Origin of the sequence: Actinomycetospora aeridis, assembly GCF_037400275.1 — a bacterium.
GTDB classification, from domain to species: domain Bacteria; phylum Actinomycetota; class Actinomycetes; order Mycobacteriales; family Pseudonocardiaceae; genus Actinomycetospora; species Actinomycetospora aeridis.
Map to the genome: position 1 here is coordinate 812,736 of NZ_JBBEGL010000002.1, position 26,331 is coordinate 839,066.

The 26,331-nt window shown below is 74.8% G+C and carries 26 protein-coding genes; 4 read left to right on the plus strand and 22 right to left on the minus strand.

Annotated features, from left to right (window positions below; all coding sequences use genetic code 11):
- Positions 1 to 6: 6 nt before the first annotated feature.
- Entirely contained in the window at positions 7 to 918 is a 912-nt protein-coding gene (locus WCD41_RS09500; protein WP_337713149.1) for an SDR family NAD(P)-dependent oxidoreductase, read from the minus strand.
- A gap of 39 nt (positions 919 to 957) precedes the next feature.
- Between WCD41_RS09500 and WCD41_RS09505 the strand changes: the two genes are divergently transcribed.
- The gene (locus WCD41_RS09505) at positions 958 to 2,160 is read left to right on the plus strand and encodes an arginine deiminase (RefSeq protein WP_337713150.1); all 1,203 of its coding nucleotides are present in this window, start codon (positions 958 to 960) and stop codon (positions 2,158 to 2,160) included.
- Positions 2,161 to 2,326: 166 nt separating this feature from the next.
- Positions 2,327 to 3,265 (plus strand): Rieske (2Fe-2S) protein, encoded by a 939-nt coding sequence (locus WCD41_RS09510; RefSeq protein ID WP_337713355.1) that lies wholly within the window; start codon positions 2,327 to 2,329, stop codon positions 3,263 to 3,265.
- Between the two features lie 181 nt (positions 3,266 to 3,446).
- On the opposite strand, the gene WCD41_RS09515 is transcribed toward WCD41_RS09510, so the two are convergent.
- Positions 3,447 to 4,190 (minus strand): class I SAM-dependent methyltransferase, encoded by a 744-nt coding sequence (locus tag WCD41_RS09515; protein WP_373695109.1) that lies wholly within the window; start codon positions 4,188 to 4,190, stop codon positions 3,447 to 3,449.
- A gap of 358 nt (positions 4,191 to 4,548) precedes the next feature.
- Between WCD41_RS09515 and WCD41_RS09520 the strand changes: the two genes are divergently transcribed.
- Both WCD41_RS09520 and WCD41_RS09525 read left to right on the plus strand, forming a co-directional pair.
- Complete coding sequence (locus tag WCD41_RS09520; protein WP_337713151.1) at positions 4,549 to 5,913, plus strand: ferric reductase-like transmembrane domain-containing protein; 1,365 nt, start codon at positions 4,549 to 4,551, stop codon at positions 5,911 to 5,913.
- Positions 5,914 to 5,942: 29 nt separating this feature from the next.
- Positions 5,943 to 6,500: a ferritin gene (locus tag WCD41_RS09525; RefSeq protein WP_337713152.1), complete on the plus strand. Its 558-nt coding sequence runs from the start codon at positions 5,943 to 5,945 to the stop codon at positions 6,498 to 6,500.
- On the opposite strand, the gene WCD41_RS09530 is transcribed toward WCD41_RS09525, so the two are convergent.
- The 20 genes from WCD41_RS09530 to WCD41_RS09625 all read right to left on the minus strand — a co-directional run bounded on the left by WCD41_RS09530 (position 6,426) and on the right by WCD41_RS09625 (position 26,259).
- Complete coding sequence (locus WCD41_RS09530; RefSeq protein WP_337713153.1) at positions 6,426 to 7,490, minus strand: DUF4328 domain-containing protein; 1,065 nt, start codon at positions 7,488 to 7,490, stop codon at positions 6,426 to 6,428. The two genes, WCD41_RS09525 and WCD41_RS09530, sit on opposite strands and share 75 nt — an antisense overlap.
- A gap of 16 nt (positions 7,491 to 7,506) precedes the next feature.
- A complete protein-coding gene (locus WCD41_RS09535) occupies positions 7,507 to 7,845 on the minus strand; it encodes a rhodanese-like domain-containing protein (RefSeq protein ID WP_337713154.1) in 339 nt (112 codons plus the stop codon).
- Positions 7,846 to 7,963: 118 nt separating this feature from the next.
- Positions 7,964 to 9,568, minus strand: a complete 1,605-nt coding sequence (locus tag WCD41_RS09540) for a monocarboxylic acid transporter (protein ID WP_337713155.1) — start codon at positions 9,566 to 9,568, stop codon at positions 7,964 to 7,966.
- The gene (locus WCD41_RS09545; RefSeq protein ID WP_337713156.1) at positions 9,565 to 9,936 is read right to left on the minus strand and encodes a DUF485 domain-containing protein; all 372 of its coding nucleotides are present in this window, start codon (positions 9,934 to 9,936) and stop codon (positions 9,565 to 9,567) included. The genes WCD41_RS09540 and WCD41_RS09545 overlap by 4 nt, the downstream gene beginning before the upstream one ends.
- A 238-nt stretch (positions 9,937 to 10,174) precedes the next feature.
- A complete protein-coding gene (locus tag WCD41_RS09550; RefSeq protein WP_337713157.1) occupies positions 10,175 to 11,914 on the minus strand; it encodes a sodium/solute symporter in 1,740 nt (579 codons plus the stop codon).
- Positions 11,915 to 11,921: 7 nt separating this feature from the next.
- Positions 11,922 to 13,193: a hypothetical protein gene (locus WCD41_RS09555; protein ID WP_337713158.1), complete on the minus strand. Its 1,272-nt coding sequence runs from the start codon at positions 13,191 to 13,193 to the stop codon at positions 11,922 to 11,924.
- A gap of 158 nt (positions 13,194 to 13,351) precedes the next feature.
- Entirely contained in the window at positions 13,352 to 14,209 is an 858-nt protein-coding gene (locus tag WCD41_RS09560; protein WP_337713159.1) for a LytR/AlgR family response regulator transcription factor, read from the minus strand.
- Positions 14,210 to 14,386: 177 nt separating this feature from the next.
- The gene (locus tag WCD41_RS09565) at positions 14,387 to 14,743 is read right to left on the minus strand and encodes a hypothetical protein (RefSeq protein ID WP_337713160.1); all 357 of its coding nucleotides are present in this window, start codon (positions 14,741 to 14,743) and stop codon (positions 14,387 to 14,389) included.
- The gene (locus WCD41_RS09570) at positions 14,740 to 15,498 is read right to left on the minus strand and encodes an ESX secretion-associated protein EspG (RefSeq protein ID WP_337713161.1); all 759 of its coding nucleotides are present in this window, start codon (positions 15,496 to 15,498) and stop codon (positions 14,740 to 14,742) included. The genes WCD41_RS09565 and WCD41_RS09570 overlap by 4 nt, the downstream gene beginning before the upstream one ends.
- Positions 15,495 to 17,084: a hypothetical protein gene (locus tag WCD41_RS09575; RefSeq protein ID WP_337713162.1), complete on the minus strand. Its 1,590-nt coding sequence runs from the start codon at positions 17,082 to 17,084 to the stop codon at positions 15,495 to 15,497. Before WCD41_RS09575 ends, WCD41_RS09570 begins: the two co-directional genes overlap by 4 nt.
- A gap of 84 nt (positions 17,085 to 17,168) precedes the next feature.
- Positions 17,169 to 18,065, minus strand: a complete 897-nt coding sequence (locus WCD41_RS09580) for a S49 family peptidase (protein WP_337713163.1) — start codon at positions 18,063 to 18,065, stop codon at positions 17,169 to 17,171.
- Between the two features lie 151 nt (positions 18,066 to 18,216).
- Positions 18,217 to 19,419 (minus strand): histidine kinase, encoded by a 1,203-nt coding sequence (locus tag WCD41_RS09585; protein WP_337713164.1) that lies wholly within the window; start codon positions 19,417 to 19,419, stop codon positions 18,217 to 18,219.
- Positions 19,420 to 19,424: 5 nt separating this feature from the next.
- Positions 19,425 to 20,285, minus strand: coding sequence for an Fpg/Nei family DNA glycosylase (locus WCD41_RS09590; RefSeq protein ID WP_337713165.1), 861 nt, complete (start codon positions 20,283 to 20,285; stop codon positions 19,425 to 19,427).
- Between the two features lie 14 nt (positions 20,286 to 20,299).
- The gene (locus WCD41_RS09595) at positions 20,300 to 20,755 is read right to left on the minus strand and encodes a hypothetical protein (RefSeq protein WP_337713166.1); all 456 of its coding nucleotides are present in this window, start codon (positions 20,753 to 20,755) and stop codon (positions 20,300 to 20,302) included.
- A gap of 9 nt (positions 20,756 to 20,764) precedes the next feature.
- Complete coding sequence (locus tag WCD41_RS09600) at positions 20,765 to 22,417, minus strand: class I adenylate-forming enzyme family protein (protein ID WP_337713167.1); 1,653 nt, start codon at positions 22,415 to 22,417, stop codon at positions 20,765 to 20,767.
- 23 nt (positions 22,418 to 22,440) lie between these two features.
- On the minus strand, positions 22,441 to 23,283 hold the full coding sequence (locus WCD41_RS09605) for an alpha/beta fold hydrolase (RefSeq protein WP_337713168.1): 843 nt from the start codon (positions 23,281 to 23,283) through the stop codon (positions 22,441 to 22,443).
- Entirely contained in the window at positions 23,280 to 23,687 is a 408-nt protein-coding gene (locus tag WCD41_RS09610; RefSeq protein WP_337713169.1) for a helix-turn-helix domain-containing protein, read from the minus strand. Before WCD41_RS09610 ends, WCD41_RS09605 begins: the two co-directional genes overlap by 4 nt.
- 5 nt (positions 23,688 to 23,692) lie before the next feature.
- Positions 23,693 to 24,004 carry a hypothetical protein gene (locus tag WCD41_RS09615; protein ID WP_337713170.1) on the minus strand — a complete coding sequence of 104 codons (312 nt, stop codon included), beginning with the start codon at positions 24,002 to 24,004 and terminating at the stop codon, positions 23,693 to 23,695.
- A 101-nt stretch (positions 24,005 to 24,105) separates the two neighbouring features.
- Positions 24,106 to 24,294, minus strand: a complete 189-nt coding sequence (locus WCD41_RS09620) for a hypothetical protein (RefSeq protein WP_337713171.1) — start codon at positions 24,292 to 24,294, stop codon at positions 24,106 to 24,108.
- Between the two features lie 210 nt (positions 24,295 to 24,504).
- Positions 24,505 to 26,259 (minus strand): PHA/PHB synthase family protein, encoded by a 1,755-nt coding sequence (locus WCD41_RS09625; protein ID WP_337713172.1) that lies wholly within the window; start codon positions 26,257 to 26,259, stop codon positions 24,505 to 24,507.
- Positions 26,260 to 26,331 lie beyond the last annotated feature (72 nt).

The window sequence follows — 26,331 nt, forward strand, 5'->3', positions numbered from 1 at the left end:
ACTCCGTCAACTGATCAGCTTGTGCCGCGAGCGCGCCATCATGTTCTCGGGCGCCGGGTCGATGCCCGCCGCGTCGAACAGCTCGGCCATCCGCTCGGGGATCGCCTCGGGGTCCCACTTGTGCCCGTCGCCGCGGATCTCGGCCACCGACGTGAAGGGCTGGTAGAGCTCCACCGAGTCGCCCTGGACGCCGAAGACCTTGCCGCTGATGTGCGAGCTGGCGTCCGAGGCCAGGTAGGTGACGAACGGGGCGACGTTGTCGGGGTCGAAGAAGTCGAAGTCCCCACGGTCGAGCATCGCCTGCCGCGCCTCGCGGACGTCCGGCGGCAGCAGGGACTCGGTCATCCGGGTCAGCGCCGACGGCGCGATCGCGTTCGACGTGACGTTGTAGCGGGCCATCTCCATCGCCGTGATCGTCGAGAACGCCGCGATGCCCGCCTTGGCCGCACCGTAGTTGGCCTGGCCGAAGTTGCCGAGGATCCCCGACGTCGACGCCGTGTGGACGAGGTGCCCGGGCCGCGAGCTCTCCCGCCAGTAGCGGCAGGCGGCGCGCGTCGGCGCGAAGTGCCCGCGCAGGTGGACGCGGATGACGTCGTCCCACTCGGCGTCGGACATCTTGACCAGGGTGCGGTCCCGCAGGATGCCGGCGTTGTTGACGACGGCGTCGAGCGCGCCGAAGTTCTCCACCGCCGCCGTCACGAGCCCGTCGGCGACGTCCGCGTCGGCGACGTCGCCGGCGACGGAGACCGCGCGCCCACCGGCGGCGACGATCTCCTTGGCGACCTCCTCGCCCGCCTCGCCGTCGAACTCGGCGACGACGACCGCCGCCCCCTGCCGCGCGCACTCCAGCGCCTCACCGCGGCCGATGCCGCGCCCGGCGCCGGTGACCACGACCACCCTGTCATCGAGCAGACCCATGGCGCGCACAGTAGAGCGGTCGCCCTAGGGTCGCCGACCGTGGATGTGCCGCAGGTGGGTTCCGAGGTCGGCACCCTGCGCAGCGTCGTCCTGCACCGGCCCGGCCCGGAGCTCGAGCGGCTGACACCGCGCAACGCCGACCGGCTGCTCTTCGACGGCATCCCGTGGGTCGAGCGGGCGCAGGTCGAGCACGACGCCTTCGCCGACCTGCTGCGCGCCGAGGGCGTGCGGGTCCTGCTGCTCGGCGACGTGCTGCGCGAGTCGCTCGCCGCGGCGCCCGCCGCCCGCGACACCGGCATCGCCGACGCGGTGGACGAGCGGCTGCTCGGACGGGAGCTGGCCGGGGCGGTGCGGGCCGAGCTCGCGGCGCTCGACGACGACGCGCTCGCCGACGCGCTCGTGGGCGGCCGGACGTTCGCCGAGCTCACGGTCACCGGTCACTCGCTGGTGCGCGCGATGGCGGGCCCGCACGACTTCGCCGTCGACCCGCTGCCCAATCTCATGTTCACGCGCGACTCGTCGGTGCGCGTGGGGCCGCGGATCGTGGCGTCGTCGATGGGGATGCCGGCGCGGCGGCGGGAGGCGTCGCTCGTCGCGCTCGCCCAGCGCCACCACCCCGAGCTGGGGGCCGTGGCCCCGACTGCGCCGCGCGACCCGTCGGCGGTCGAGGGCGGTGACGTGCTGCTGCTCGCCCCCGGCGTGCTCGCGATCGGGGTGGGCGAGCGCACCAGCCCGGCCGGCGCCGAGTCGTTCGCGCGGGCGATGTTCGCCGACGGGCTCGCCCACACCGTGCTCGCCGTCCCGATCGCCCAGCGCCGGGCGACGATGCACCTCGACACGGTGGCGACGATGGTCGACGTCGACACGATGGTCATCTACCCCGGGGTGCTCGAGGGCCTCGAGGCGTGGACCGTGCGCCCCGACGGCCCGGACCACCTGCAGATCACCGGCCCCGAACCGTTCCGACCGGCCGCGGCCCGGGCCATGGGCATCGACACGCTGCGGGCCGTGGACACCGGGCTCGAGTCGATCGCGGCCGAGCGGGAGCAGTGGGACGACGGCAACAACACCCTCGCCCTGGCCCCCGGCCGCGTCGTCGCCTACGAGCGGAACACGACCACGAACGCCCGGCTGGAGGCCGCCGGGATCGAGGTGCTGACGATCGCCGGGTTCGAGCTGGGCTCCGGGCGCGGTGGCCCGCGGTGCCTGTCGTGCCCGTGGGAGCGTGGCCCGCTCGGGTGAAGGGACGCACGTTCGGCGCAGGTCGACGTGCATCCGGCCACAGCCCGCTCCCCTGTCACTGCGCCGCTACGGCACCCGGCCTAGCGTCCGCTCCGTGCTGAAGAAGGCGGAACGGCGCGCGCCGGTCTCCCCGCTGCGGCGGCTGTCCGGCCGGGAGTGGGCGGCCATGGAGCCGACGTGGCGCGAGGCGAAGGTCGGCGTCATCGACGCCGCGCTCTCGCGCGCGACCGCCCGGCCCTCGGGCAACTGGTACGTCGTCGGCGCGAGCCGCGACATCCGCACGGGCACCCCGTTCGGCACGACCGTCGCGGGCGTGGAGCTCGTGCTGTGGCGCTCGCCGTCCGGCGAGCTGCACGCGGGGCCGGGCGCGTGCCCCCACCTCGGCGCCGACATGTCGACGGCCGTGCAGCAGGGCTGCGAGCTGATCTGCCGCTGGCACGGACTCTCGCTCGGGCCGTCCGGCCGCGCCGGCTGGCGCACGCTGCCCGCCCACGACGACGGCGCCCTGGCCTGGGTGCGCCTCGACGCCGTCGGGCGCGAGGAGCCGACCGACGCGCCGGTGCTGCCGGAGCGCCCGCCGCTGGACGAGAGCCTGGTGGCCGTCGCGTCGATGGTCGGCACCTGCGAGCCGGCCGACGTCATCGCCAACCGGCTGGACCCCTGGCACGGGGCGTGGTTCCACCCGCACTCCTTCGCCGACCTGCGGGTGGAGAGCGCGCCGGGGCGTGACGCGTCCGAGGAGGACGACCACTTCGACCTGCGCGTGGCGTTCCGGATCTCGAAGAACTGGGGCGTGCCGGTGCGCGCCCGGTTCACCTGCCCGGAGCCGCGCACGATCGTCATGCACATCACCGACGGGGAGGGCGCGGGCAGCGTCGTCGAGACCCACGCGACCCCCCTGGCGCCCCACCCCGACGGGCGTCCACGCACGGCTGTCGTCGAGGCGACGATCGCCCACTCCCCCCGCCCCGGCTTCGCCCACGCCCGCCGCGTCCAGGCCCTCGTGCGCCCGGCGATGGAGTGGGCGGCCAAGCGCCTCTGGACCGACGACATCGAGTACGCGGAGCGCACCTACGCCGTCCGCGCCGCCCGCCGCCGGGGGTAGGCGCGGCGGGGGCACGCCCCGGCTCGTCGCAGCGAACGGGTATCTCGCTGCTTCTACGCGTCGAAAGTCCGCGTTGATCACTCGCCGGCGGGCGTTCGGCGACGTCGCGTGACGTCGCGAACGGGGAGTTCGCGCGCGTAGAAGCAGCGAACAGCGCGTTCGCTGCGACAGGGGGGCGGGCTCAGCGCCGCCCGAGCACCGTGTGCACGATGCCGCGCTGCCACCCGTCGACGGGGCGGGTGTGGACCTCGCGCAGCCCGGCGTCGCGCAGCCGCTGCTCGAGGCGCGCGAGGCCGTCGAACGCCAGCACGCTGCGCCAGAGGTAGCGGTAGAGCGATGCGTCGCCCGTCACCCGCCGGCCCAGGGGGATGATCACGGCCCAGCAGACGGCGCTCCACACCGCGCGGGCGTAGGTCGAGTCGGCCACCGAGTACTCGTGGACGGCGATCGGGGCGCCCGGGGCGAGGTGGTCGACGAGCACGGCGACGCCTGCGTCCCGGTCGGGGAGGTTGCGCACGAGGTAGGCGGCGAGCAGGCCGTCGAACGGGCCGGCGATGCCCTGCTCCGCGAGCGCGGAGTGCAGGTCCTCGGCCCGCGCGTGCACGAACCGGACGGAGTCCGGCCAGGTCTTCTCCCGGGCGCGGGCGAGCATCTCGGCCGACGCGTCCACCGCGACGATCCGGGCCGCGGGGTAGGTCTCGGCCAGCGCCGCCGTGGAGAGGCCGGTCCCGCAGCCGACGTCGAGCAGCGTCGTGCCGGCGCCCCGGTCGGGGAGCTCGAGGCGGCGGGCCGACAGGAGCAGGTGGTCGTGGTAGCCGGGGTTCGCGCCGACGAGGCGGTCGTACGACGCCGCGTCCTGGTCGAACTGCGCCGACACCCCGGCCGCGGCGGATTCCCGGTCGAACGTCCCCTGCCGGCCGCGCAGGGCCCGCAGCGCCGGCGGCACGAGGGCCGCCGTCGCCGCGCCGAGGGCGAGTACCGCGGGGAGGCGCAGGCGCGTGGTCGATCGCGTCGTCACGTCCGCATCCTCCCCGTCCCGTCGCTTTCCGGCGCGAGATGGGGGATTTCCTGACGTCCAACGTCAGCGTGGCAGCCAGGCTGAGACACCCCGTGCCTCGTCGACCGAACCTGAGAGGGCCGCTCAGCAGACGGAGCACGGTATCGCCCGATCGGGTGTATCCACCGTGCCTGGGCGCGCCGTGGGCGCCCGTCGTCGCGCCACCGGCGCACGGGCTCTCAGACGCGCCGGGGACGCTGATCCACACTGCCTACCGTTCCGCGCCGTGCCGGCACAGCTGACTCGAGCGCTCTGGACCGCGGCGCTCGCCGCCCTCGTGGTGGTCCCCGTGGTCCTCATGGCCTCGCGCGCGGGCGGGACGTCGATCGTCGGGATGCTCTCGGTCGGCCTCGGCCTGCTCGCCCTGAGCCTGCTCGTCGTGGTCGTCGTGGTGCCCTCGCGGATGCGCTCGCTGACCCGGGCGTTCGGGGTGGAGAAGGTCATCGGCCTGCACCGCTGGCTCGGCACCCTCGCCATCGTGCTCGTCGGCCTGCACCTGACGGTCGCGGCCGCGAACCACCCGCAGCTGCTCAACCCCTTCACGACCACCGCGGCGGCCAAGGCCGGGTGGACGTCGGTCGCGGCGCTCCTGCTGGTCGGGCTGGTCGCGGTCCGGGGCCGGCGGCCCGGCGCGCGCTACGAGATCTGGGCCCGCCTGCACGTCCTGCTCGCCGCGGCCGCGCTGGTCCTCGCCGGCCTGCACGTCTTCTGGCTCGGCAACCTCGTCACCGACCCCGTGATGCGCGTCGTCCTCTCCGCGCTGGTGCTGGTGCTGCTCGGGGTGCTCGCGCACCGCTGGGTGTGGCGCCCCCTGTTCTCCCGCCAGGGCGCCTACGTCGTCTACGGGGTGCGCCGGGAGAGCGAGACGGTGAGCACGCTCGTCCTCGCCCCCGTGCACCTGCGCCGCGGCGGCCTGCGCTTCGCCCCCGGCCAGTTCGTGTGGCTGCGGCTCAAGCGCGCCGTCGTCGGCACCGAGGAGCACCCCTTCACGATCGCCTCGAGCGCCCGGGTCACCGGACGCCTCGAGCTCACCGTCCGCGACCAGGGCGACTTCTCCGGCCTGCTCTCGACGCTGCGCACCGGCAGCAAGGTGTGGCTCGACGGCCCGCACGGCTCGTTCACCGACGAGGCCGCACCCGACGCGGCCGGCCTGGTGCTGCTCGCCGGCGGGGTCGGCATCACGCCGATGATGAGCATGCTGCGCACGCTCGCCGACCGCGGCGACACCCGCACCCACCGCCTCGTGCTGGCCGAGCGCGGCACCGAGCCCCTGTTCGCCGACGAGCTCACCGCCCTGGCGCGCCGCCTCGACCTGCAGGTCACCCGCACCGACGGCCGCCGGATCGACGCCGAGCTGCTCGCCGAGGTCCTGCCCGACGCCGGCACGCGCCGGATGCTCGACTACTTCGTCTGCGGCTCGCCCTCGGTCCTCACCGGCTCGCTGGCCGCCCTCGAGGAGCTCGGCGTGCCCGACGCGCGCATCCACACCGAGCAGTTCGGCTGGACGGGCGCGATCCCGGTGGCCGAGTCGGGCAGCGTCCCGGCCCAGCGCCATGGCAGTCGTCACGGACGGCGATCGGCCCGGACCTGAGCCGACGGCCTCCGCCTACACTCGGCGACATGGCCGCGCCGTCGACGACCTTCCACGAGCTGCTCCGGGCCCAGATCCGCAACGAGTTCACCGCGTCGCAGCAGTACACCGCCGTCGCCGTGTACTGCGACGACCTGGATCTGCCCCAGCTGGCGGCGCACTTCTACGCGCAGGCGCTCGAGGAGCGCAACCACGCCATGGGCATCGTGCAGTTCATGCTCGACAACGACCTGCCCGTGTCGATCCCGGGCATCGACGACGTGCGCGCCGAGTTCGGCTCCGTCGAGGAGGTCGTGGAGCTGGTGCTCGCCCAGGAGCGCGCGGTCACCGACCAGATCGCGACGCTCGCGCGCACCGCCCGCGACGAGGGCGACTACCTCGGCGAGCAGTTCATGCAGTGGTACCTCAAGGAGCAGGTCGAGGAGGTCGCCTCTATGACCACGCTGCTGCGGATCGTGCGCCGCGCGGGCGACAACCTCTTCCACGTCGAGGACTTCGTCGCCCGCGAGATGTCACCCGATCTCGGTACCGACCCCACCGCGCCGCCCGCCGCCGGCGGCAACGCGGTCCTCGGCAACGGGGGCTGACCCCTCGCCGTCCCGGGCCGCGGGCGGGTCGGCAGGGTCGGACCGCGCCGGCCCCACCCCCAGCACCGACTCCCGGCCGGCGGGACGCAGCTCGGGGGCGAGCAGCTCGGTCAGGTGCATGACGACGCGAACGGTCGCCCACGCCGCGACCGCCGCCGCGGCGTCCGCGACCGCGTGCAGCAGCACCGAATCGGCGAGCGCCTGGGTGCTCGCTCCGAGCCCGCGCAGCACGGCGGCCACCCCGAGCACGACGCTCGCGTCCCACGCCACCCACCAGCGGCGCACGGTCGGCGACGGCCACGGCCGCGCGTCGGCGGGCAGCGCCGAGGCGGTGTGCTCCAGCTCGGTGAGCGCCGCGCCGGGGACCGTGAGGTTCGGGCCCGGCAGCACGCTGCCGACGACGACCGCCCAGATCCGGCGCGCCGGGCGCGTCCCCGTGTACGCCCCGGCGATCTCCCGGCCGAGGTGCAGCCAGCGCAGGAACAGCGCGCCGGTCGCCAGCGCCGCGACGGGCGCGAGCAGCCCCACCAGGGTCACGAGCCCGTCGGAGACCGCGAGGGGGGCGGCGGAGAGCGCCGTGTTCCGGCTGGCCACCAGCAGCCCGTAGCGCCACAGTTCGGCCACCGCACCGAGACCGGCGAGCACGAGCGTCACCGTCGCGACCCGGACGAGGACGTCGGCGGTACGGCGCAGGACGTCCTCGGGGTCGCGCGGCGGCGGCAGCGGCAAGCCGCCGTCGGCACCCGGGTCGGGCGCGGGCATCCAGCCCCACAGGCTCCAGCGCGGTGTCGCGCCGTAGCGCGGGGGCCCGGCGTAGGGACGGCGGGTCTGGCGGGTCTCCCGCGGGCGCAGGGCGTCGGGCGGCAGCGCCACCCACCGCACCCCGGCCAGGACGCGGCCGCAGTGCACGCAGAACCGGGTCGCCCCCGAGCGGGGCGCGCCCGGCGCGTCGGACGGCGGCTGCGGCCGCCCGCACCGCGGACAGATCACGGGAGGTGGTCCCCTCTCAGATCACCGCCGCCGGGCCGGCGCCCTCGGCGGTCAGCGGCCGTCCCTCGGCCTCCCAGGCCAGCATGCCCCCACGCACGTTGACGACGTCGTGACCCCGCTGCGCGAGGAACGCCGTCACCTGCGCCGACCGGCCGCCGACCTTGCAGACGACGGCGATCGGCCCGGCGGGGACCTCGTCGAGCCGGGCGGTGATCTGCGACATCGGCAGGTGCACGGCCTCCGGGGCGTGGCCGGCGGCCCACTCGTCGTCCTCGCGCACGTCCAGCAGCGTGGACCCGGGCGGGATGTCGCCGGGTCCGATCTCGGGGAGTCCGGGGTGGCTCACGGCGTCCATCCCATCACGGCGGGCCGTGAGGACGCAGTGCAGCCCGCAGTGCAGCCCCGCAGTGCAGCCTCAACGCCCGCGGAGCCCGCCCCCCGCGATGGGAGACGGGCTCCGTGGTCCGACCGTTCTAGTGGTCGACCGCGGTGCGGGACGCGCCCGCACCCGTCATCGACCGGACCTCCATCTCGGCGAACTTGGCCTCGTTGACCGGCTCCCGCGAGCCGACGAACGTGCCGATGATGCCGAGGATGAACGACAGCGGGATCGAGACGAGGCCGGGGTTCTGGAGCGGGAAGATCGCGAAGTCGACGCTCTCGCCGAAGATCGCGGTCGGTCCGCCGGACACCACCGGCGAGAAGATGATCAACAGGATGCAGATCGCGAGCCCGCCGTAGATGCTGAAGAGCGCCCCGGTGGTGTTGAACTTCTTCCAGAACAGCGAGTAGAGCAGTGTCGGGAGGTTCGCCGACGCGGCGACCGCGAAGGCCAGGGCGACGAGGAACGCGACGTTCTGGCCGTTGGCGAGGATGCCGCCGACGATCGCGACGACGCCGACCACGAGGGCCGTCCGGCGCGCGACCTTGACCTCCATGCCCGGCTCCGGGTTCCCGTCCTTGATCACGTTCGCGTAGATGTCGTGCGCGAACGAGGCGGCGGACGTGATCGTCAGGCCGGCCACGACGGCGAGGATCGTCGCGAAGGCGATCGCGGCGATGATGCCGAGCAGCAGGGTGCCGCCGATCTGGAACGCGAGCAGCGGGGCCGCGTCGTTCTGGTTCGCGGCGTTCAGCGTGCCGCGCGGCAGCAGCGCCGCGGCGCCGTACCCGATCACCAGGGTGAACAGGTAGAAGATGCCGATGATCCAGATCGCCCACTGCACCGAGCGCCGCGCCTCCTTGGCGGTCGGCACCGTGTAGAAGCGCATGAGGATGTGCGGCAGGCCCGCGGTACCGAGGACCAGCGCGATCGCCAGCGAGAGGAAGTTCAGCTTCGAGGTCACCGAGCTGCCGTACTGGTTGCCGGCGTCGAGCAGCGGCTTGCCGGTGTTCTCCACCGCCTGGCCGAGCAGCGCCGACAGGTTGAAGCCGGAGAGGCCCAGCACCCAGACGGTGATCACGGCGGCGCCGACCACCAGGAGCGCGGCCTTGATGATCTGGACCCACGTGGTGCCGCGCATGCCGCCGTACAGCACGTAGACCACCATGAGGATGCCGACGACGGCGATGACCAGCGACTGGCCGTCGAACGGCGTGCCCGGGACGTTCTTCACCCCGAGCAGCAGCGAGATGAGCCCGCCGGCACCGGCCATCTGCGCCAGCAGGTAGAAGAACGACACCAGCAGCGTCGACACGGCCGCCGCGGCGCGGATCGGGCGCTGGCGCATCCGGAAGCTCAGGACGTCGCCCATGGTGAACCGGCCGACGTTGCGCAGGAGCTCGGCGACGAGCAGCAGCGCCGTGAGCCACGCCACCAGGAAGCCGATCGAGTACAGGAAGCCGTCGTAGCCGTACACGGCGATCGCGCCGGCGATGCCGAGGAACGACGCCGCGGACAGGTAGTCGCCCGAGATGGCGATGCCGTTCTGCGGCCCGGTGAACGAGCTGCCGGCGGCGTAGTAGTCCGACGCGGTGTTCGAGGCGCGGCTGACCCGGTAGACGATCAGCAGGGTCACGACGACGAAGAGCGCGAAGATCCCGATGTTGAGCGCCGGGTTGCCGATCTGCGTGTTCACAGCTTCTCCTCCACGCGCTGGCGCAGCGTCTCGGCGTCGTCGTCGAGGTTCTGGTTGGCGAAGCGGACGTACATCGTCGCGATCACGAACGTGGACACGAACTGCAACAGGCCGAGCAGCAGCCCGACCGTGAAGTTCGTGCTGCCGAGGCGGGTGTCGACGACGCCGTGGGCGAAGTCGGACAGGAGCACGTACACCAGGAACCAGGCGAGGAAGACGGCGCTCATCGTGAAGATGAAGCCGCGCCAACGCTTGCGCAGGGAGGCGAACTCCGGGGAGCTCTGCACCTCCTGATAGGCGGACGGGGTGGCGGACGTGTCGGCCGAGGGCGCGCTCGACCCCCCGGGCGTTTCGTCGGTGGCACTCACGAGGTCTCCACGTGGTCGTCCGGCGTCGTCACAGTCGTCACGATCGCGCCGAACCCTATTCCGCTGTGCGTCACGCCGATTAGCCCATTTGAGTGACTACTCACAGCGATCTCACCTACCTGCGCAAGAGGCGAAACCATTCCGGTCCTCCCGTTCGTCCGAATCGTCCCGGAACGTCACGGTGTGTGGCATCGGTGCACACAGCGTCGCCGGGAGGCTACGTGACGCGACCGTGGGATCAGGCCGAAGGACGCGCGCCACGCCGGACGTCGCCGAGCCCGAGCCGCTCGGGGGCGTGCAGGCGCAGCAGCGTGCGCCCGACGTTGGCGGGCACGCGGTGCGGCGTCGCCCGGCTGACCAGCACCATCACCAGGAAGGTGAGCGGCACGGTGACCAGCGCCGGGCGGGCGAGCAGCACACCCGCCGACCCCTCGGGGGCCACCCCGGCGAGGGTCGACCCCACGGCCGCGACGGCCGCCCCGCCCCCGACGAGCATCCCGATCACGGCCCCCCGGTCGGTCAGCCCCTTCCACCAGATGCCGAGCACCAGCAGCGGGCAGAAGGTGGAGGCGGCGAGGGCGAACGCGAGCGACACCGTGAGGGAGAAGTCCAGCCGCGTGGCGCCGAGCGCGGCCACGATGGGCACCACGCCACCCACGTGCGCGGCGATCCGGAAGTCACCCAGACGGCGGGGTAGGAGGTCGGTGGAGAGCACGCCGGCGACGGAGAGCAACAATCCGGACGACGTGGAGAGGAAGGCCGCGAACGCCCCGGCCGCGACGAGCGCCGCGAGGCCGATGCCGATCCACCCCGGGAGCGCCGCGGTGGGCAGCAGGAGCACCGCGGCGTCGGTCTGCCCGGTGACGAGCAGCTGCGGCACGTAGAGCCGCGAGAGCACCCCGAGCGCCACCGGCAGCAGGTAGAACCCGCCCAGCATCGCCAGCACCACCACGGTCGTGCGTCGGGCCGCCCGCCCGTCGGGGTTGGTGTAGAAGCGCACCAGCACGTGCGGCAGGCCCATCGTGCCGAGCAGCAGCGCCAGGATCAGCGAGTACGTCGCGAGCAGCGAGTGCCCGTCCTCGCCGAACCCGGTCAGCGGCGCCGACCACGAGGCGGCGTCCGGGTCGGCGTCGGTGACCACGGGCACCGGCGTACCGGCCGGGAACCGCAGCTCGGTGCCCGCGTCGACGGTGTGCAGCCCCGGCGCCCAGGACACCGGCCCGTTGATCGTCGTGCCGTCGACCTCGCCGCGGACCCCGACCTCCACCGGCGCGGGGACCTGCAGCGTCACCGGCGTGCTCACGTCGACCGCGGTCTCCCGGTCGAACGCCGGCGGCGGGGGCGCGTCGTCGCGCGGCGGCCCGAGGGCGAAGACCCCGACCAGCACGAGCACCGGGACCGCGAGCGCGGTGAGCTTGAGCCAGTACTGGAACGCCTGGACGAAGGTCATCGAGCGCATGCCGCCGAAGGTGACGCTCGCGGTGACCACGAGGCCGACGGCCACCACCCCCACCCAGGTGGGCGCGGTGGTCAGCACGGTGAGCGCCAGCCCGGCCGCCTGAAGCTGCGGCAGCAGGTAGAGCCAGCCGATGAGCACGACGAACCAGGTCGTGACCGTGCGCAGCAGCGACGAGTCGAGCCGCACCTCGGCGAAGTCGGGCACCGTGTACGCCCCGGACCGGCGCAGCGGGGCCGCCACGAAGAACAGCAGGGCCAGGTAGCCGGCCGTGAAGCCGATCGGGTACCAGAGCCCGTCGACGCCGTCCTTGAGGACGATGCCGGCCACGCCCAGGAACGACGCCGCCGAGAGGTACTGCCCGGAGATGGCCGCGGCGTTCGCGCGGGTGCCGACGGTGCGCGACGCGGCGAGGAAGTCGTCGGTGGTGCGGGCGACGCGGACGCCGAGCGATCCGATGACGATCGTGACCACGCCGACGACCACGATGGCGACGAGCGCGACGATGCCCGCGATGTCCACGTGCGGCTCAGTCCTCGACGTTGTCGGCGAAGTCGAGCTCGTTGCGCTCGGCGGTGCGGGTGTAGAGCCAGGCCAGGGCCAGCATGAACGGGTACGGCGCGAGGCCGAGCACCAGCCAGGGCAGGGTGACGCCCGCGATCTCGACCGAGCCGGTGCGCGGCAGCACCAGGAACAGCACCGGCAGCGCGCCGAGGACGAACACCGCGACGAGCCCGAGACGCAGCCCGAGGGCGAGCTGCGCGCGCAGCAGGTTGCGCAGCAGCAGCTCACCGGTCTCGGTCTGCTGCTCGATCTCCGCGACCGTGCGCACCGCCCGGGTCGGGACGCGGCGCTCGGCCAGCACGACGCGGACGCGGTCGGAGCCCTCGAAGCCGTCCCGTCCCGGACCGGAGGCGCCGTCGGGCAGCGGGGGCACGACCACGCCGGGGCCGGTGTGGAGGAAGGTGCCGCCCGGGGCGGCCAGAGCGGCGGCGGACGGGCCGGTGGTCGGCGCGGCGGTCGGGGTGTCGGCGGTGGTCGCGGCGCCGTCCACGGAGCCCACTGAGGCCACTGAGCCCACGGGGGCTGCGGGGGCCACCGGCGCGACGGCGGGCGACCTCGCCGGGGCGGCGCCCTCGCCCTCGTCGGGCGCCACCGGCAGCGGCATCGGACCGATGCCGCCGGGACCGGTGACGGGTGTCGCCGCGAACTGCTCGGTCTCGGCATCGGGCGCCGCGTGGCGGGGCCGGTAGCCCGACGGCGGGGTGTGGACCGCGCCCGGGCGCTCCGGCCGGGCGTGCCGGCCGTGACGGCGGGCGACGCCGGGCGGTGGCTGGCCGGGTGAGGGGAACGTGGGCGGCATCGGGCGCCGCGGCGGGTCCGGGACCGGCGACGGCGACCCGCCCGCCGGCGTGCCGGGTGTCTCCGGCGTCGGGCCCGTGGCGGCGTTCATCGGGCTCGGCGGCGTCGGCACCCCGACGTGGGTCCGCGGCGAGCGGGACGGGCGTGACCGCCGGACCGTGCCGGTGTCGGGTCCCGTGCCGGACCAGCCGTCGACACCACCGCCGACATCACCGTCGACATCACCGCCGACATCACCGTCGCCACCGCGGTCGACGTCACCGTCGCCCGTGCCGTCGTGCCGACGGTCGGACGAGGTGGGCTGGGCCCCGTGCTCGTCGGCGGGGAGCTCGTCGGCGGCCGGCTCGTCGGCGGCGGGGTCCCCGGGGACCGCGGGCTCGTCGGCGCCGGCCCGGACCGCCGGGCCCTCCGGCGTCCCGCCGTCCGGTGGCGCGGGCATCGCGGGCTCGTCCGCGGCGTCGGGCGGCGGGTCGGGGACGGACCGCAATCCCTCCCCGGGGGACGGCCGTCCCGCGCGCGCGTCCTCGTCGGCGGCCCGTTCGGTCCCGGCGACCCGCGTCACGGGCGCCGGGGCCCGTGCCGGACCGCCGGGGGACGTCACCGTCGTCCCCAGGCCTGTTTCGTCGACCGGACGAGACGGTCCTTGAGCTCACGCGTGTGCCGGCGGCTCACCGGCAGCTCCGCGACGTCCCCACCGCTGCCCAGCCGCACGACGTACCCGGAGCCGGCGAGCCGCAGCTCGGTGATGAGCGGGAGCGCCACGAGGTACGAGCGGTGGATCCGCACGAACCCGGCGTCCGACCAGCGCTCCTCGAGCACCGAGAGCGGGATGCGCACGAGGTGGCTGCCCTCGGTGGTGTGCAGGCGCGCGTAGTCGCCCTGCGCCTCCACCCAGCGCACCGTCGAGCGCTGCACCAGCTTGGTGGTGCCGGCGAGCTCGACGGGGATCACCTCGTCGTCGCTCTCCTCGTCGGTGGCGGGCTCGACCGGCACGGTGGTGCCGCGCGAGGACAGGATCCGCGACAGGGACGCGTAGAGACGCTCGGGGCGCAGCGGCTTGAGCAGGTAGTCGACCGCGCCGACGTCGAACGCCTCGACCGCCCGGTCGTCGTGCGCGGTGACGAACACGACCGAGGGCGGGATGACGTAGCGGGACAGCACGTTGGCGAGCTCCAGCCCGTCGAGACCCGGCATGCGGATGTCGAGGAAGAGCACGTCCACGTCGGACTGCTTCGCGGGCGCCGGCAGGCCCGCGGGCGGCGTGCCGCCCGAGAAGCCGCCGAGATCGACCCGGTCGCCGCCGGTGAGGATCCGCAGCGCCGAGATCGAGTCGGAGGCACGCAGCACGGTGCCCACCCGTTGATCCTGCTCGAGCAGGTAGGCGAGCTCCATGAGCGCCGGTTCTTCGTCGTCGACGGCGAGGACCACCAGGCCGTCGTTCTCACTCGTGTTCACTGCCACGCCATCCTGCCCAGCCGAGGTTCCCGCGTCCACGATAGGACCCGATCGGCTCGCCACCCTGCCGTGCCCCCGGAGTTCTCTCCCGGCGAGCCGCGCCCCCCGCGGGTGTCGCCGGACCGGATCACCCGATCGGAGGGCACGTACTGGGCCGGCCGTGCAGCCTCGGAGCGGTCACACGGGCCCCGGATCCGGGCGCAGCGAGGCCGCGGCGTCGGCGTCGGCCTGCTCCCACGCGACGGCGCTCTCCCGGATGGCTCGGTGCAGCTCGGCGAGCTCGGTGGCGAGCGTCCGCGCGGCCGGCACCGTGTCGGACGTCACCAGCTCGCGGTACCAGGAGGCGATCGCGGCGTTGTCCTCACCGCTGCCCACCGCCAGGGACTCCGCCCCGAGACCGTCGAGGGCGGCCTGCGCCTCGAGGACCCCCTGCTCGAGCGCGTCGACCTTGCCCGCGAACGCCCGCGCCTCGTCCGGCCGCATCGCGGCCTCGCCGGCGCCGCCCCCCTCGCCGGGTCCCTGGGGCGCGCTCATGCGGTGCTCCTTCCGGACGGACGCGGCACGACCGCGTCGGCCAGCACGGTACGGATGTCGGTCAGCAGTTGTCCGCCGGTTGCCGGAACCAGCAGGGCGGGACGGGACGGGGCGGGGTTCGGGGGTGTGCGCAGGACGTGCCGCCCGCGCGGTCCGTCGAGCCAGCACACGGGGGCGGCGAGACGGCGGGGCACGCCGTCGCGGCGATCGGCCGCCCCGACCTGGGAGACGGCGGTGACGGTCGCGAGGAGGTCCTCGGCGACGTCCCGGGCCCGCGAGGTCCGTGCGGTCGCCGGGAGGTCGGCGGGCACGGCGCCCGCCGGGACCGGGACGGGGGGCCCGGCGCCCGGCGGCACGGGCGGGACCAGCCCGAGCACCGCCTCGGCGAGCCCCTCCGGGGCGCACGGCGCGACCCGCACGGGCGTGCGGGCGTGCTCGGGCGACTCGAGCAGGGCCCCGGTCCGCCCGTCGGTGAGCGCCACCGCCGCGACGGGCGCCGACGCGTCCCGCCGGACGAGGTCGACGGCGACCGCCCAGCCCGCGACGGCCTGCCCGGCGTCGAGCAGCATCCGCGCGGGCCCGGGCTCGAGCAGGCCGCGGGCGCGCAGCGCCTCCTCGGTGGCCGTGCGGTGGCGCCGGACCTCCGCGTCGGTCTCCGCGGCCCAGTGCACCGGCCGCAGGGGGTAGGGCCACCCGGCGCCGCACTGCTCGAGCACCCACAGGAGCTCGTGGCGGTCGAGCACGACACCGCTCACCGGTCGTCCTGCTCCCCGATCACCGGAGGGGTCACGAGGCGGCGCTCGTCCGGGTCGTCGGCCGGGTCGCGCCACGGGTCGGCGTCCACGAGGTACTCGGGATGGCGCACGCTCCCCGTCCCCGTCCCCGTCGAGGCGGGCGCCGTGCCCGCCGCTCCCGTCACCGGCGGCACCATCGGCACGTCGGGGCCGGGTGCGGGGCCAGATGAGGGGCCGGGCGCGGCGCCGGGCGCGGGGGGTGACCCGTGCCCGGAGGGCGCGTCGGGACCGGGGCCGGGGTGGGCGCCGACGCCGACCGTCGGACCGGCGAGGGCCGGCCCGGTCGGGCCGGCGGGCCCGGCGGCTCTGTCCGGGGGCGCCGGGGTGTCCCGTCCGGTGTGCGGGGCCTCGTGGGTCTCCCCCGTGGCGTCGGTGGAGGTCCGCGGGTCGGCGCCCGGCCCGGTCCCGCGCTCCTCGCGCCGTCGCGCGGGCGATCCGCCGGGACCGGCGCCCACCCCGCCGCTCCCGCCGGTGAGGCGGTCGGCGGCCGTGGGCGCGACCGGGCGCACCGCGCCGTGCGCGCTCGGCGCCGTGCCGGGCGGTCCGGCGCGGCCGGTGGACGCGCCGGGGGCCGGGCGTCCGGGAGCGCCGGGACCGGCGGCCGCGCCGGCGCCGGGCACCGCGCCCGGAGCGCCGGGGCGACCCGGGGCACCCCCGCTCGGCGGGGCCTCCGCGGGGCCACCGAGGAGGCGGGTGACGAACCGTCCGACCGGACCGGGACGGCCGGGACCCGCGGGGCCTGCCGGGCCGCCGGCCGGACCGGCACCGGGCAGCCCCCGACCGGGCGGCACGGCGCCTCGCCCGCCGACCGGGACGCCCGGCGCTCCCGGGGCTCCCGGAGCACCGGGTGGCCGCGCGGGGGCCGCGGCGCGGGCGAGGGCCCCGCCGCGCTCCGGCGGCGCCGCCCCACCGCCCGGCACGGCTCCGGGGCCGGCCATCGCGCCGCGGGCCGTGCCGCCGACCTCGGGTGCGGCGCCCACCGAGGTGCGCCCCGCGAGCCGGTCGACGGCCGACGGCGCGCCGCGGGCGGCGAGCCCGGTCTGCTCCAGGTAGGCCCGGTAGGCGCCCTGGGCCGCACGCTCCTCCGCCTGCGCGGCCTGGAAGGCGCCGAAACCGTCGGTCGGCCCGCCACCGGCCAGCGCGCCCGCCAGACCCGGCGTCGCGGGCGTGCTGCCGAGCACCGGCAGTGCGGGAGCGCGCGGCGGCCCGACGAGCGTCTGGACGCGCGCGAGGGCGTCACGGACCCCCTGGAGGCTGCCGGCCTGTCCGGTGACGGCGTCACCGAGACGGCTCATGCGGGCCACGAGGGTGCGCACGTGCGAGGCGGCCGCCTCCGCATCGCGCCCGCGCCACGAGGCGCCGAGCTGCCCGTGGGCACGCTCGAGCCGCTGGGCGGCCGCCCGCAGCTCCTCACCCCGGGCGGCGTGGCGCTGCCGGGCCGAGTCGAGCGCGGCCGGGTCGGCGCCGTCGTGGATCCACCGGTGGATGAGCTCGTGGCTCAGGACGGAGGTGTCACGACCACCCCACGGGACGCCGGGGACCGGCACGGTCCACCACCTCCCGTTCCCCCGCGCCGAGCGCGCTCCGACCTGCCGAGGGTAGGTCCGACCGGGCGACGGTGGGGAGATTCCCTAGAGCCCGAACCGGCTCCACAGCGACCGGTGCTCGACCCACTCGAGCGCCGAGCCGATCGGGTCGGCCACCCCGAGCCCCGTCGAGCCGGCTCCGCCGAGCGGGGCCAGCACGCCCCCGATCCCGAGGCGCGCGAGCAGCGGGCGGCGCGGCTCGACCGTCACGGGCTCGGCGCCGGGGAAGCGGCGGGCGAGCACCTCGCGGGCGGTGCCCAGGTCGTCGATCAGCCCGAGCTCCTTGGCCTTCTTCCCCGTCCACACCTCGCCGGTGAACAGGCCGTCGTCGGCGGGCAGGGCGTCCCCGCGCCGCGAGCGCACCCAGTCGATGAACATCTGGTGCAGCTCGCCCTGCATCCCGAGCAGCCACTCGACGTCCTCGGCCTTCTCGGGCTGGAACGGGTCGAGGCGGGCCTTGTTCTGCCCCGCGGTGTGCAGGCGGCGCTCGATGCCGTAGCGCTCGATCAGCCCCGTGAGCCCGAAGCCCCCGGAGACGACGCCGATCGAGCCGACCAGCGAGGTGGGGTGGGCGTAGATCTCGTCGGCGGCGCAGGCGAGCCAGTAGCCACCGGAGGCCGCGACGTCCTCGCAGAACGCGAGGACCGGGACCTCGTGCTCCTCGGCGAGGCCGCGGATGCGGTCGGCGACCAGGGCGGACTGCGTGGCCGACCCGCCCGGCGAGTTGATCATCAGCGCGACGGCGTCGACACGGTCGGCCGTGAACGCACGGCGCAGGGCGTCCTCGACGGCGGTGATGTTGATGACCGCGCGGGGCACCGGGCCGCTGTTCGCGGCGATCACGCCCTGCAGGCGGACCACGCTCACCGTGCGCTGGCCCGTCGCCGCCGCGAGGGGACCGGGCAGGACCGAGGACAGGGCCGAGCCGAAGCGCAGGTTCATACCCCGAGGCTAGCCGCCGCCCGGATGATGCCGAGATCAACTGGGTGCTCTGCGCGCAGAGCGAACTCCGGGCGGGCGGCCGGGTGGGGAGCGAGGGCGTCCCTCGCTGCCCGGGACGCACCGGGGAGTCCCTCGCTCCCCCCGGGCGACGTCAGACGCGCACGCCCGCCCGGAACTTGGGGACGCGCAGGATGATCTTCGTGCCGGCGCCGCGCTCGGTCTCCACGATCAGGCCGTAGTCGGGGCCGAAGGCCGAGCGCATGCGGTCGTCGACGTTGCCGAGGCCCACGTGGGCGCCCGAGAGGTGGGCGTCGCGGTTCTCCTCGGTCAGCGCCTTCGGGTCCATGCCGACGCCGTCGTCCTCGACGATGATCGTGCACTCGGCGCCGGAGTCCTCCGCGGTCAGCGACACCGTGCCCCCGCCGGGCTTGCCCGACAGCCCGTGCCGCACGGCGTTCTCCACCAGCGGCTGCAGGGCGAGGAACGGCAGCACCACCGAGAGCACCTCGGGCGCGACCTGCACCTTGACGTGCAGCCGGTTGCCGAAGCGCGCGTGCTCGAGGGCGAGGTAGCGGTCGATGTTCTTGAGCTCGTCGGCGAGGGTCGTGTACTCGCCGGCCTGCCGGAACGAGTAGCGCGTGAAGTCGGCGAACTCCATCAACAGCTCGCGGGCACGCTCGGGGTCGGTGCGGATGAACGAGGCGACGGTGTTGAGCGCGTTGTAGATGAAGTGCGGCGAGATCTGCGCGCGCAGCGCCCGGACCTCGGCGCGGTTGAGCCGGGCGCGGGACTCGTCGAGGTCGGCGAGCTCGAGCTGGCTCGACACGTACCGGGCGACCTCGGCCGACGCGCGCAGCAGCACCGGGCCCGGGGTGTCGGCGCTGACGGCGGCCAGGGTGCCGGCGACGTTGCCGTCCACCTCGAGCGGCACGACGACGATGCCGCGCACCGGGCAGTCCTGCGAGCCGCACTCGATGTCCTTGCGGCTGGCCACCTGCTGACGGCCGGTGCGCATCACCTTCTCGGCGTACTGGCGCACGTCGAGGCTGTGGTGCTCGGCCTCGCCGTCCCAGGCCAGGGGGACGCAGTCCGACCCCGTCATCGACAGGGCCTCGGTGTCGAGCAGCGTGCGCAGGTAGGGCACGGCGAACTGCGCCGAGCCCTCCGAGAGCCCCTCGCGCAGGGCCGGAGCGGCCAGCGACACCGTGTGCAGCGTCGAGAACGTCGCGCGCTCGAGCGGGGAGGCGAACTGGTTGCGGCGCTTCACCCGCCGGTACACCAGGATCGCGATGACCAGCGCCACCACGACGCCGACGGCGGCGAGGAGGCGCGGATCGGTCAACCAGCTGAGCACGGCAGCTATTTGACCAGACGCGACAGCCGTCGGTCCGCCAGCGCGCGGCCCTGTGTCTGACAGGTGGGGCAGTACTGGAAGGACCGTTCGGCGTACGAGACCTCCCGGACGGTGTCGCCGCACACCGGGCAGGGCAGGCCGGTGCGGGCGTGCACGCGCATCCCGGAGCGCTTCTCGCCCTTGAGCCGGGCGGCGTCCTGGCCCACCGCGCGCTCGACCGCGTCGGTGAGCACGCCGACCATCGCCGTGTGCAGCCGGTCGACGGCCTCGGCGTCCAGCTTGCCGGCGGCGGCGAACGGCGAGAGCTTCGCGACGTGCAGGATCTCGTCGGAGTAGGCGTTGCCGATCCCGGCGATCACCTGCTGGTCGGCCAGCAGCGTCTTGAGCCGCTCGGTGCGGCCCGCCAGCACCTCCCCGAAACCCGCCCGGGAGAGCTCCAGCGCGTCCGGACCGAGCTTGGCCACGCCCGGCACCTGCTGCGGATTCTCCACGAGGTAGACCGCCAGGCGCTTCTGCGTGCCGGCCTCGGTGAGGTCGAACCCGGGGCCGCCGACGGTCTCCAGGTGCACCCGGAACTCGAGCGGTCCCTTGCCCGGCTTCGGCGGCGTCGCCGACGCCTGGTCGTGCCAGCGCAGCCACCCGGCCCGCGACAGGTGGACGACCAGGTGGAGACCGTCGAGCTCCAGGTCCAGGAACTTCCCGTGCCGCGACGCCCCCGTGACCAGCCGCCCGACGAGCGCCGACACCGGCGGGTCGAAGGTCTTGAGCACGGTCATGCTCGCGACGTCGACGCGCGCCACCGGGCGGGCGATCGCGTGCGTGCGCAGGTGCTCGGCGAGGGCCTCGACCTCGGGGAGCTCGGGCACGTCAGCTCACCCCCTCAGCTCACCGGCTGCAGCGGACTGTCGGCGTAGGCGGGCGTCGCGCGGGTCTCGAGGCTGCGCACCGTCTGCAGCATCTCCTCGCGGGCGGCCGCGGTGCCCCGCACCCAGCCCACCCACCGCTCCGGCGCGGACCCGTCGGAGCCGCCCGGGGTCTCGGCGACCAGCGTGCGCGGGCGGCGCAGCACCCAGCGCCCCGGGAAGAACAGGAAGATCGCCAGGAGGATCAGCCACATCCAGATCGGGACGACGACGCCCTGGCTGCCCGTGAACCACCAGGCCAGGAGCGCCACCCACAGCAGGCCCATGATCGAGACGATGCCGATGGCCGCGAGCCGGCCGCCCTGCATGTCGTGCTCGAAGTCCTCGCCCGTGGCCGGGTCGGTCCACTCCAGCTTCTGGCGCACCATCCACTGCCGTCCATCGGCGGCGCGCACGATGCGGATCCGGGCCATGCGGACACTCTAGCCCTGCTCACGCCGCCAGACGGGCTCCCCGAGCGCGCCGCCGAGCTGGTCGCGGAGCTCGCGCTTGAGCACCTTGCCCGCCGCCGAGACCGGCAGGGTCTCGACCAGGTGCACCGCCCGCAGACGCTTGTACGGCGCCACCCGCTCGTCGAGGGCGCCGGCGAGCGCCGCCCCCAGCTCGGGCGTCGGCGCGTGGCCGGGCGCGGGGACGACGACGGCCACCGGCTCCTCGCCGACGGCGGCGTCGGGCCGGCCGACGACCGCCGCCGCCGCGACCTCGGGGCGCGCCGCGAGCAGCTCCTCGAGCTCGCGCGGATACACGTTGTAGCCCTTGTAGAGCAGCATGTCCTTCGCGCGGTCGACGATCTCGAGCTGGCCGTCCTCGCCCACCACGCCGATGTCGCCCGTGCGCAGCCAGCCGTCGACGAGCGTGTCCGCGGTCGCCTCCGGACGGTCGAGGTAGCCGGCCATCACCTGCGGTCCCCGGGCCCACACCTCGCCGGCCTGCCCGACACCGGCGGGCTCGGCGGGCGACGGGCCGACCCGGATCTCGGTGTCGGGCACCGGGACGCCGACCGTGCCGACGCGGCGGTACGCCGAGCGCGCGGTGGCGCCCATGGTCAGCCCCATGGTCGCCTCGGTCATCCCGTAGCCCTCGACGATCACGGCCTCGGGCATCCGCTCGGCGATGCGCTCCGCCAGCGCCACCGGCATCGGCGCGGCCCCCGACGTCACGGTGTGCACCGACGTGAGGTCGCGCGCCGCGGCCTCGGGGTGGGCCAGCAGGGCGTGGAAGAGCGGCGGCGCGCCGGACACCGTCGTCACCCGGTGGGTCTCGACGTCGGCGAGCAGCCGGGCCGGGTCGAACCGTTCGTGGACGATGCTCGTCGCCCCGGAGACGACCGCGACACCGATCCCCCCGATCGTCCCCATCGCGTGGAACCACGGCGCGACCGCGATGCCCGTGCCCTCGCCGAGGCGGACCGGCCACTCCTCGGGCGGACCGACCTGCTCGAGGCCGACGTCCCCGGCCACGCCCGGCACGGGACGCGACCCGCTGCCGTGACAGGCGTACTGCAGGACGTTGGTGACGACGTTGGCGTGGGTGAGCACCACGCCCTTCGGGCTGCCGGTGGTGCCGCCCGTGTAGGCCAGGTGGGCGCGGGCGAGGGTGGGGTCGAGGTCGACGACCGGCGGTTCGTCGGCGACCGCGCCGTCGGCCACCACCACGCCGTCCGTGGCGATCAGCGGGACGCCCGAGCCCGTGTCCTGCAGACCCACGACGGCGACGGCCCCCGCGTCCGCGAGCTGCCCCGCCACACCCTCGGCCGGCAGCTGCGGGCTCACCGGCGTGAAGGTGGCCCCGGCCAGCAGGATCCCGTAGTAGGCGACCGGGAACGACAGCACGTTCGGCAGGTGCACCCCGACGACGTCGCCGGGCACCACGCCGCGCCCGTGCAGGTGGTGGGCGAACCCGCACGCCGCGCGCCACAGCTCGGTGAACGTGAGCGTGCGGCCCGGGTGGGAAGGAGGCGCGTGGGAGAACGCCACGCGGTCGCCGTACCGGCGCGCCGCGCCGTCGAGCAGCGCCCCGACGGGCACCTCCGGGTAGGTCAGCCGCTCGGGAACCCAGGTGCGCCAGTCGGTCATGCGCCGATGTTATTGGCAGCTGTTCAATTGTCCAGGAAGTCCTCGAGCACCGGGCCCAGCTCGTGCGGGCGGGTGAGGATGCCGACGTGGCCGCCCTGGTGCAGGTGCACCGTGGCGCGGGGGATGAGCGCGCCCATGATGTGCGCGTTCACCACCGGGATCACCGGGTCACGGCGCCCCGCGAGCACCAGCGTCGGGGCGCTGATGAGCGGCAGCACCGGCAGGCTGGTCCACGTCATCAGGGCCATCAGCTGGAAGAGGTAGCCGCGGAACGCGACCTGCCGGGCGCGGCCGAACACCTCGTCGACCGCGGCCTGGTCCTCGCCCACGTAGATCTCCGCGCCGGCGTCGTGCCGGTAGCGACGGTCGTTGTAGCGGCGGGGGGTCAGCATCTTCGCGAGCACCGTGAACCGCGCGGGGACCATCATCGCGCCCGTCCCGGTGCTGACCAGCGCGAGCCGGGCCGTGCGGTCCGGGTGCTGCAGCGCGAACTGCTGGGCGATCCCGCCGCCCCAGGACAGGCCGAGCACGTCGGCCCGGGCGTAGCAGAGCTCGTCGAGCACCCCGGAGAGCAGGGCGGCGAGCCCGGCCATCGGCAGCGGCACCCACGGCAGCGGCGAGCCGCCGATGCCGGGCACGTCGAAGCGCACCACGGGGCGGTCCGGGTCGAGCGCGGCCACGAGGGGGTCGAGGAACTCGAGGCTCGCGCCGATGCCGTTGACCAGCACCAGCGGGGTGCGGCCGAGCGCCCCGGGCCGGTGGGCGACGTGCAGACGGTGGCCGGCGACCACGAGGTCGCCGACCCACTCCGGCCGGGCGACGGGTGCGGGTCCGGGCACGGGGTCCGGCACGGCGAGTGCGCTCATCGCGGGCCTCCCGGCACGGGCGAGCCCGCGGTGTAGCTGCGGTACACGGAGATCAGTGCCTCCTTCTGCGCGTCGGAGAGCCGCGGATCGGCCCGGATCGCCCGTTCGGTCGACGATCCGGCCGGCTCCGCGGCCTCCGCCGGAGTGTCCCCGGCGTGCTCGCGCACCAGACCGGCCTGCAGCAGCAGGGTCTCGGCCGAGATGTCGAGGGCCCCCGCGATCGCGTGCAGCACACGGACCGACGGCTCGTGCAGCCCTCGTTCGATCTGGCTCAGGTACGGGTTCGAGATGTTGCTCAGGGCGGAGAGCTGCCGCAGCGAGAGGCGCGCGAGCTGGCGCTGGCTGCGGATGAACCCGCCCAGGGCGCGGCGGTGGTCCTCCCACGCCCCGCCCGGGCCGGACATGCCCGTCAGCGGCGCGACGACGGGAGTGCCGGCGCGACCGCGTCGAGCACCTGGTGCGCGACGGAGCGCTGCGCCTCGAGGAGCTGCACCCCGGTGTCGTAGAACCGGTCGACGGCCTCGCCGGGCGAGCTCAGCAGGCCGGCGGGCGCACCCCGACCCGTGACGGCGCCGACGCCGGGGACGTTCTGGAGCGCCGCGGTCCAGGTCTCGGCGACCGAGCCGGCGAAGCGCAGTCCGGCCTCCTGGACCTGGGCGAACATGTCGACGGCCCGCTCGCGGACCTGCTCGAGGGTCGGGTCGGCGGTGGGGGTGGCCATGGTCGTTCCTCCGCGTCGTCGGTGACGGCGCTCAGTTTACCAAGCACGCCCGACACGGCGCGTCGGCGCGATGGTGCCGGTCACAGCCGGGGGGCCGCGCCTCACACCTCGGGGAGCGAGGCCACCAGGCGGTCCAGGCGTTCGGCGACCCGCGACGAGCAGGACGCGCACGGGCAGCGGCCCTCGCGGCTGGCGAGCAGGAGGTCGAGGCGCAGGAACATCGGGTCGTACCCCGGTCCCACGGCGTCGTCGACCTTGCGGCGCAGGGCGACGGAGGCGTGACGGTTCATCGGGCAACACCCTCGGCTGGTGAAGGCGGACGGTCGGTTGCGGCGGGCGCCTCGAAGATGCGCTCCGTGCAACACGGTGACGAGTGCAGCCGCGCCCGTCAACCGTGGATCGACCGACGGACGCACGCCGTTACCCAGGGTTTGCGAGGGGAAACGTGGGTGCGTCGCCCATCACCCACGTGCCCCTCGCCCGCCACCGGAAGATGCCGGTCAGCCGGTGCCCAGGACGTACGAGCCCGGCGCGTCCTGCAGCGGCGGATGGGCGTCGGAGCCGACGGCGGGCGGCGTGCGCATCCCGCCCCCGCGCTCGGCGATCCAGTCGCGCCACGGCTCCCACCACGAGCCCTGGACCTCGGTCGCGCGCTGCAGCCAGGTGTCGGCGTCGGGGGCCGAATCGCCGCCGACGGTGCCGATCCAGTGCTTGGCCTTCTTGCCGGGCGGGTTGACGACACCGGCGATGTGCCCGCCGTTGGACAGCGTGAACGTGACGTCGCCGCCGAGCAGCCCGGTCGAGGTGAACGACGTGCGCCACGGCGCGATGTGGTCGTTCACCGCCCCGACGATGAACGTGTCGTTGGTGATCGACTTCAGCGAGAGGTGCTCGCCGAGCAGCTCGAGCTCGCCGCGCGCCAGCTCGTTCTGCAGGTAGAAGTGGCGCAGGTAGAAGGCGTGCATCTTCGCCGGCATCCGCGTGGAGTCGGCGTTCCACGCGAGGATGTCGAACGCCGGCGGGGCCTTGCCCTCCAGCCAGTTCGGCCCGACGTAGTTGAAGATCAGGTCGTTGGCCCGCAGCAGGTCGAAGGTGCCCGCCATCGACTCCGACGGCAGGTACCCGGTCTTCGCCATCTTGCGCTCGAGGCGCTCGACGATCTCCGGGTCGACGAAGCTCGCCACCGGCCCCGGGTCGCTGTAGTCGAGCAGGGTGTTCTGCAGGGTCAGCGAGTTGATGCGGTCGCCCTGCCCGCGGGCGTGGAGCATCGCCGTCGCGATCGAGGCCATGAGCCCGCCGAGGCAGAGCCCGACGAGATTGACCTTGTCGGCCCCGGTGATCTCCTGGACGACGTCGATCGCGGCGAGGTCGCCGAGCTCCAGGTAGTCGTCCAGCCCCGTCTCGGCCATCGACTCGTCGGGGTCGCGGTAGCTGATGACGAACACGGTGTGCCCGTGCTGCACGGCCCACTCGAGGAAGCTGCGACCCGGCGCGAGGTCCATGACGTAGTACTTGTTGATCCACGGCGGGCTCACGACGATCGGGATCTCGTGGACCTCGTCGGTCTGCGCCTCGAACTGGATCAGCTCCATGAGGCGGTTGCGGTAGACGACCTTGCCGGGCGTCGCCGCCAGCTCCTGTCCGACGCGCAGGTCGGTGCGGTCGACCTGGCGCGGACGGCCCTGGTTGGTGGCCAGGTCGTCGAGCATCTGGCGGAACCCGGCCACGACGCTCGCGCCGCCCGTCTCGAACGCGCGCTTGAGCGCCGACGGGTTGCCCGGCAGGAGGTTCGTCGGCGACAGCACGCTGCCCAGCACGTCGGCCAGCAGCGACGCCCGCTCCCGCGACGACTCGTCGAGGCCCGCCGCGTCGACGAGGTCGTGCAGCGTGGCGACCAGCGCGAGGTACTGCTGGCGCAGGCTCCAGTAGAGCGGGTTCTCCTCCCAGGTCGGGTCCTTGAACCGGCCGTCCTTCTCCACCGGCACCGGGCCCTCGGCAGACGAGCCGAACGCCCGGGCGACGGCGGCCGTCCCGATCCGGGCCGCCAGGGCGGCGTGCCCCGCGACGATGCGCCCGACGTCGGCGGGGTGCGTCGCGAGTCCCTGGGCGACCTGCACGACCGTCCGTCCCCACAGGGCCGGGTCGACCTCCGCCAGCACGTCGGCCGGGACGATCGACTCGAGGGAACGGGCGAGGTCGACCGTCGGACCGGTCAGGCCGTCCAGGGGGCGGCTGCGGTGCTGCTCCACGGTCATGTCGGCGACCACCTCCACGTCGACTGGGCGTGCCGCGCCGACACGCCCCGACAGGGATAGTGCCCGGCCGAG